This window comes from Williamsia sp. (assembly GCF_036566845.1).
In the GTDB taxonomy this organism is placed as follows: Bacteria; Actinomycetota; Actinomycetes; order Mycobacteriales; family Mycobacteriaceae; genus Williamsia.
Map to the genome: position 1 here is coordinate 1 of NZ_DATCVM010000103.1, position 4914 is coordinate 4914.

At 63.1% G+C, this 4914-nt stretch carries 6 protein-coding genes; 2 read left to right on the plus strand and 4 right to left on the minus strand.

Going from position 1 to position 4914, the window contains the following annotated elements:
• On the minus strand, positions 1 to 759 hold a 759-nt coding region (locus VIQ49_RS09075), incomplete at its 3' end, for an alkene reductase (RefSeq protein WP_331883465.1).
• 162 nt (positions 760 to 921) lie between these two features.
• Here VIQ49_RS09075 and VIQ49_RS09080 point away from each other — a divergent pair.
• Positions 922 to 1524, plus strand: coding sequence for a TetR/AcrR family transcriptional regulator (locus VIQ49_RS09080; protein WP_331883468.1), 603 nt, complete (start codon positions 922 to 924; stop codon positions 1522 to 1524).
• Positions 1525 to 1695: 171 nt separating this feature from the next.
• Here VIQ49_RS09080 and VIQ49_RS09085 read toward each other — a convergent pair whose 3' ends face one another.
• The 3 genes from VIQ49_RS09085 to VIQ49_RS09095 form a co-directional block, all read right to left on the minus strand.
• The gene (locus VIQ49_RS09085; RefSeq protein ID WP_331883471.1) at positions 1696 to 2085 is read right to left on the minus strand and encodes a tautomerase family protein; all 390 of its coding nucleotides are present in this window, start codon (positions 2083 to 2085) and stop codon (positions 1696 to 1698) included.
• Between the two features lie 272 nt (positions 2086 to 2357).
• On the minus strand, positions 2358 to 2876 hold the full coding sequence (locus tag VIQ49_RS09090) for a PaaI family thioesterase (RefSeq protein ID WP_331883474.1): 519 nt from the start codon (positions 2874 to 2876) through the stop codon (positions 2358 to 2360).
• Positions 2873 to 3202, minus strand: coding sequence for a helix-turn-helix domain-containing protein (locus VIQ49_RS09095; protein ID WP_331883477.1), 330 nt, complete (start codon positions 3200 to 3202; stop codon positions 2873 to 2875). The genes VIQ49_RS09090 and VIQ49_RS09095 overlap by 4 nt, the downstream gene beginning before the upstream one ends.
• 87 nt (positions 3203 to 3289) lie before the next feature.
• Between VIQ49_RS09095 and VIQ49_RS09100 the strand changes: the two genes are divergently transcribed.
• Positions 3290 to 4675 (plus strand): MFS transporter, encoded by a 1386-nt coding sequence (locus tag VIQ49_RS09100; protein ID WP_331883479.1) that lies wholly within the window; start codon positions 3290 to 3292, stop codon positions 4673 to 4675.
• Positions 4676 to 4914 lie beyond the last annotated feature (239 nt).

Sequence of the window (4914 nt, forward strand, 5' to 3'; positions counted from 1 at the left end):
CAGGTGCGTGTACTGGGTTCGAACGCTTTCGATATCACCCTCGTTGATCCCGCCCAACGGCATCGACGGCGACAGTCGGATTCCCACCCGGTCGGCTCCGATCTCCTCGGCCACCGCGGCGGCGACTTCGATCACGAAGCGCGACCGGTTTTCCACCGATCCGCCGTACTGATCAGCGCGGTGGTTCGAGTTCGGCGAGAGGAATTGGTGCAGCAAGTAGCCGTTGGCGCCGTGAATTTCCACGCCGTCGGCGCCGGCCGCGATGGCGGAGGCGGCGGCGTGGCGGAAATCGGCGATTGTGGTTTCGATGTCCGAGATGCTCAGCTCTCGCGGCACCGGAGTTTTCTGCGGACTTGTTGCGGTGAATATGTCCTGATCGGCAGAGATGGCCGACGGCGCTACCGGCTGGCGGTGGTGTGTTGTGTTGTCGGGGTGCGACATCCGGCCGACGTGCATCAGCTGGATGAACAGCGCCCCGCCACCATCATGGACGACGTCAGCGACATTCGACCAGCCCTCGATATGTGCCGGGGTGTAAATCCCCGGTGTGTTCGGGTAACCCTGGCCGTCGTCGGAGGGCTGGGTGCCCTCGGTGATGACCAGTCCGAGCGAGGCGCGCTGGCCGTAGTAGGTCGCTACGAGCGGGCCCGGGGTGCCGTCCGGGTTTGCCCGGTTGCGGGTCATCGGCGCCAAGGCGAGTCTGTGCGGGAGTTCGACGCGTCCGAGGGTGAACGGCTGCCAGAGTGAAGGTGAGGTCATGAGTTGGGTGTTCCTTAGGTTGATCGGCCGGCCAGGTGTGTCACCGGTGCGAAGCAGATGCGACTTCTCGTGGGACGATCGAGAGGAACACCTGAACCACATCAATAGTGACTATACTCAGAACTGAGTCTATTCAGATTATATTCCCGAAGGATGTTCACAATGTCGTTAGGTCCCCAACAGGTGGGAAGGCGCGAGCGGAACAAACAGCAAAAATTGGACCGCATCACAGCCGCAGCCAGCGAACTGTTCGCCGAGCACGGCGTCGACGAGGTCACCACTCAACAGATCGCCGAGAAAGCCGACGTCGGGACAGGGACAGTGTTTCTCTACGTCAAGACGAAAGGGGAGTTGCTTCTACTCGTTCAGAATGTGCACTACAGAAAAGCACTCGAGCGGGGCCGCGTCGATGCCGAGAACATATCCGACGTGCTCGAGGCGGTGATGGCGATCATCGGCTCGATCGTGCGATGCAACCGCACCCAGATCGACAACGGTCGCACCTACCTGCGAGAGATGGTCTTCGGTAACCCCGACGAACCTCACCACGCGGAAGCGCTCAACATCGTCGGCCAGACCGAGAAAGCCATTGCAGGCGTGCTGCGCCGAGGCGGACGGGTCGGTGAAGCCGATGCCGCGACGCTGGCGCACGTAGTCTCGGCGATCATGTTTCTCTCGATGGCGGCAACGATCAATATGGCTCATGGTGTCGATGAGATCGAGGCGGACATCAGGGGCCAGGTGTCCGTTCTCTTGCCGCATTGACCGCAGCCGACTTCCGCGCCTTTCGCCATCGGCCGTTGAACGCCTCGCGGACGCGCCAGCCGAGTAAACCACCGCGTAGGAACCAGGGCATGTGGGCGGTGTGGCCGCAGTGTGTGGGATCGGGCAGATCGGCTAGTCGGTTCGGGCGGCTCGTAGTTCAGGACTGCCAGCTCAGCCCTGGGCCAGTTGAAGATCTCCGCGGCCAAAAGAGAAGTTCTCTTTCGGTACCGGTATCAGGGCGATGAACACGTCATCGGCGCTGATGCCCAGCGCGCTGACAGTTTTGTCGCACATCGCCCGGACTATTGCGCGTTTATCGGACAGTGCTCGTTCCGCTGTGAAGAGAACGGTGATGATCACTGCGTTCTCGCTGCGGCTCATCCCCATGTACGACGGGTCGACGAAGAGTGAGTCGGCCGGCTGCTCGGGGATGATGACGAACTGATCCTCGCGGGGAATCCGCAGAGCCTCGTGGAGAGCTCCGGGCAGTCCCGATCCTAGAGCCTGTTTCTGTTGAGGTGAGAATCGGGCTGCAGGGATATATGCATTGAATACAGGCACCGGTCAACCTTTCGCCGAGTGGCATGTGCTTTGCCGTATAGGCGCAGCATCGCTGTTCACGTCGATCTCGACTTCAGCGAAGACGACTTCGCACCTATCAGCCCTCGAGGCCTTGAGCCAGGAGGGTTCGTCGTCACGGCCAGCTCGAGGAAACCGTCGCCGCCGTGTTATGGCCCGAAAGGTCGTGGTGTCGAAGAGATAGTGGAGGACATCAGGGCCCAAACGGCGGCTGTTCTTGTCGACTTGTCCATCCGTGGTGCGCAGGGTTCGGCTCATTTCGGCAAGTCGCTGATCAGCAGTGTGCTGCTGGCTGTGGCGACAACCTTGCCTCGGCTGTCGGTGACGACGCCTTCGGTGAAGCCCATCCGTGATCCCGCCTTCACGAGGGTTCCGGTGGCGGTCAGAAACCCTGATGAAGCATGCACGGGCCTGAGGTAGCTGACCTTGATCTCGACTGAGGTGAAACCTCGCCCTGCCGGGAGGGTGCTATGGAGTGCGCAGCCGCACACGGTGTCCAGTAGCGTGCACACGATGCCGCCATGGACGGTGCCGATCGGGTTGTAGCCCCATTCCCCGGGCTCGCAGGTGAAGACGGCGCGACCGGGAATGACCTCGACGAGTTCCATGTTCGTCAGTCCGTTGATCGGTGGCGGCGGCAGTTCCCCGTCAAGCATGGCCATTAAGTAGTCCAGGCCAGGCAGTGTCAGCCCGGCAGCGGTCGACGGTGCGGGGTCGTGCCAGGTGATGTTCCGTTGACGTTGGGCGCCCCAGGTCACAGGCTCTGCGGTCATCGGTCCTCCTCGATTGTGGTTTCGGGTGTGGGCAACTTCCGGTATCGAGCCGCCCGCTTGGGGTCGTCAGCGGCGACCGCGTGGTCCTCGCCCCAGGCCAGCAGGGCATTGAGGACGGGGACGAGCTCGGCGCCCGCCTCGGTCAGGCGGTAGGTGTGCCGCGCTCCACTACCGGATTCGCACCGGACGACACCGGCGGCCTCCAGTGCCTTGAGTCGTGCAGCGATCCGATCGCGCGGCGCTCCCGTGCCGCGCACGATGTCGGAAAAACGGGTGCTGCCCATCGCGATCTCCCGCACGACGAGAAGCGCCCATCGCTCGCCCACCAGTTCGAGCGACGCTGCTATCGGGCATGGGCGACCGGGAATTTGATCTAACGGGACTGTCGTCATCGTGGGTGATACGTTACCGCCATGAGTTTGAAAATCAAACCAAAATCATCGCGCGGTGCGCTGGCTCCGGTGGCCGCCGGCACGGCTTTGGTGCTCGTTACTTACGTGACGCCCATGGCCACTCTCGCTCCCACATCTGCGGATCTCGGCGCCGGGACGGTCGCCCGTGCATGGATTCTCAGCGCCATGAGTATCGGGCTCGCCGGAGCGCTTCTCGCCGGCGGACTTCTCGGCGACCGTGCCGGTCGTCGTCGGGTCTATATCGGTGGTTTGCTTGCAGTCGTGGTCGGGGCGGTTGCCTGCGCGGCGGCGTGGGATCCGTGGTTTCTCGTGGGGGCCCGCATTCTGCAAGGGGCGGGCGGGGCGGCTGTCCTGGCTTGCGGTTTGGCTATTCTCGCCCACTCGTACCCTCCCGGGCCAGAACGACTTCACTCGACAGCTGTATGGGGTGCCAGTGTCGGCGGCGGCATCGCTGCGGGTTCACTGCTCGCTATGGCCCTCGACATCGGCACGGGCTGGCGCGAGAACTACATTGCGGTCGCGTGCATCGGAGCTCTCCTGCTCGTTCCCACGTTGCGAGCGCTTCCGGAGTCCCGGTCCGCTACTCCGTGCAGAATCGATCTCAGCGGACTGGTCCTGCTGATCGTCGGCATGGTGCTGATGGTGGCGACGCTGACTCAGGGCCGGGACGGGGTGGGGGCGCCGACCCTCGTGCTGGGGTTACTGGGGTTTGTCGCTTTCGCCGCTCTCTGGGTGGTCGAGCGCCGTGCCCGGCATCCATTGGTCGATCCGGAACTCCTACGCCACCCGAACTTCCGCGCCACCACACTGGGCGCCCTCACTTTGGGTGTCGGAATGATCGGCATGGCGTCGTTCCTGCCGACGGTATCGCAGACAGGATTCGGTGACTCGTTGCGGCTGGCGAGCGTGCCGCCATTGGTCTGGGCGGCGACGAGTATGGTTGCCGCCTTGTCAGTGCGTTGGCTGCCTTTCCCCCTCCAAGGCCCGTTGCTCATCGCGGCTCTCCTGGCGCTCACGGCGGCAGGCATGCTCGCCGCCGTGAGCGCCGATTCGACGTTGCAGCTCATTTTGCCCATGGCGTTGACTGGGGTCACGACCGGATTTCTCAACGCGATCCTGGGCCGCGAAGCGGTGGCCAGCGTCCCGCCCGACCACGCGGCAATGGCCAGCGGAGCTAACAACACAGCCCGCTACCTCGGTGCCGCATGCGGAATCACCCTGTTCGCTGTGATTGCGGCCAACAACGGAACCGACATCACTGATGGCTGGAAAAATGCTGTCTTCACCGCCTCCGTCATCACCCTGTTCGGTGCGATGGCCATTGCGGCACAAGCCATCTTCCGGACGCGCCACAACGCGCGTGGACACGGCGTGGCACCTGTCTGATTTGCCAGCCCCGGCGGTCCGGTCGACGCGTGCGACTTGTCATCTCTGTAACCCATGTTGCCAGTGTCGATACCCCGCTGGCGGCAGTGCATTCAATGAGAGCGAACTTCGTTTGCCGCTTTCAGGGAGTCGCCAGACCATGCGTGCACTTCGCGCCCCGGGGAAGTTCAAAGGAACAGCGCGGCAGAAGGTTTGCTCCATTGAGACGAACCGCATTGAAAGCGTTCGCGCAAGCATGG

Coding starts and splice junctions, on each gene's coding strand:
- VIQ49_RS09080 (WP_331883468.1), top strand. CDS start 922: ATGTCGTTAGGTCCCCAACAGGTGGGAAGGCGCGAGCGGAACAAACAG.
- VIQ49_RS09090 (WP_331883474.1), bottom strand. CDS start 2,876: ATGACCGCAGAGCCTGTGACCTGGGGCGCCCAACGTCAACGGAACATC.
- VIQ49_RS09100 (WP_331883479.1), top strand. CDS start 3,290: ATGAGTTTGAAAATCAAACCAAAATCATCGCGCGGTGCGCTGGCTCCG.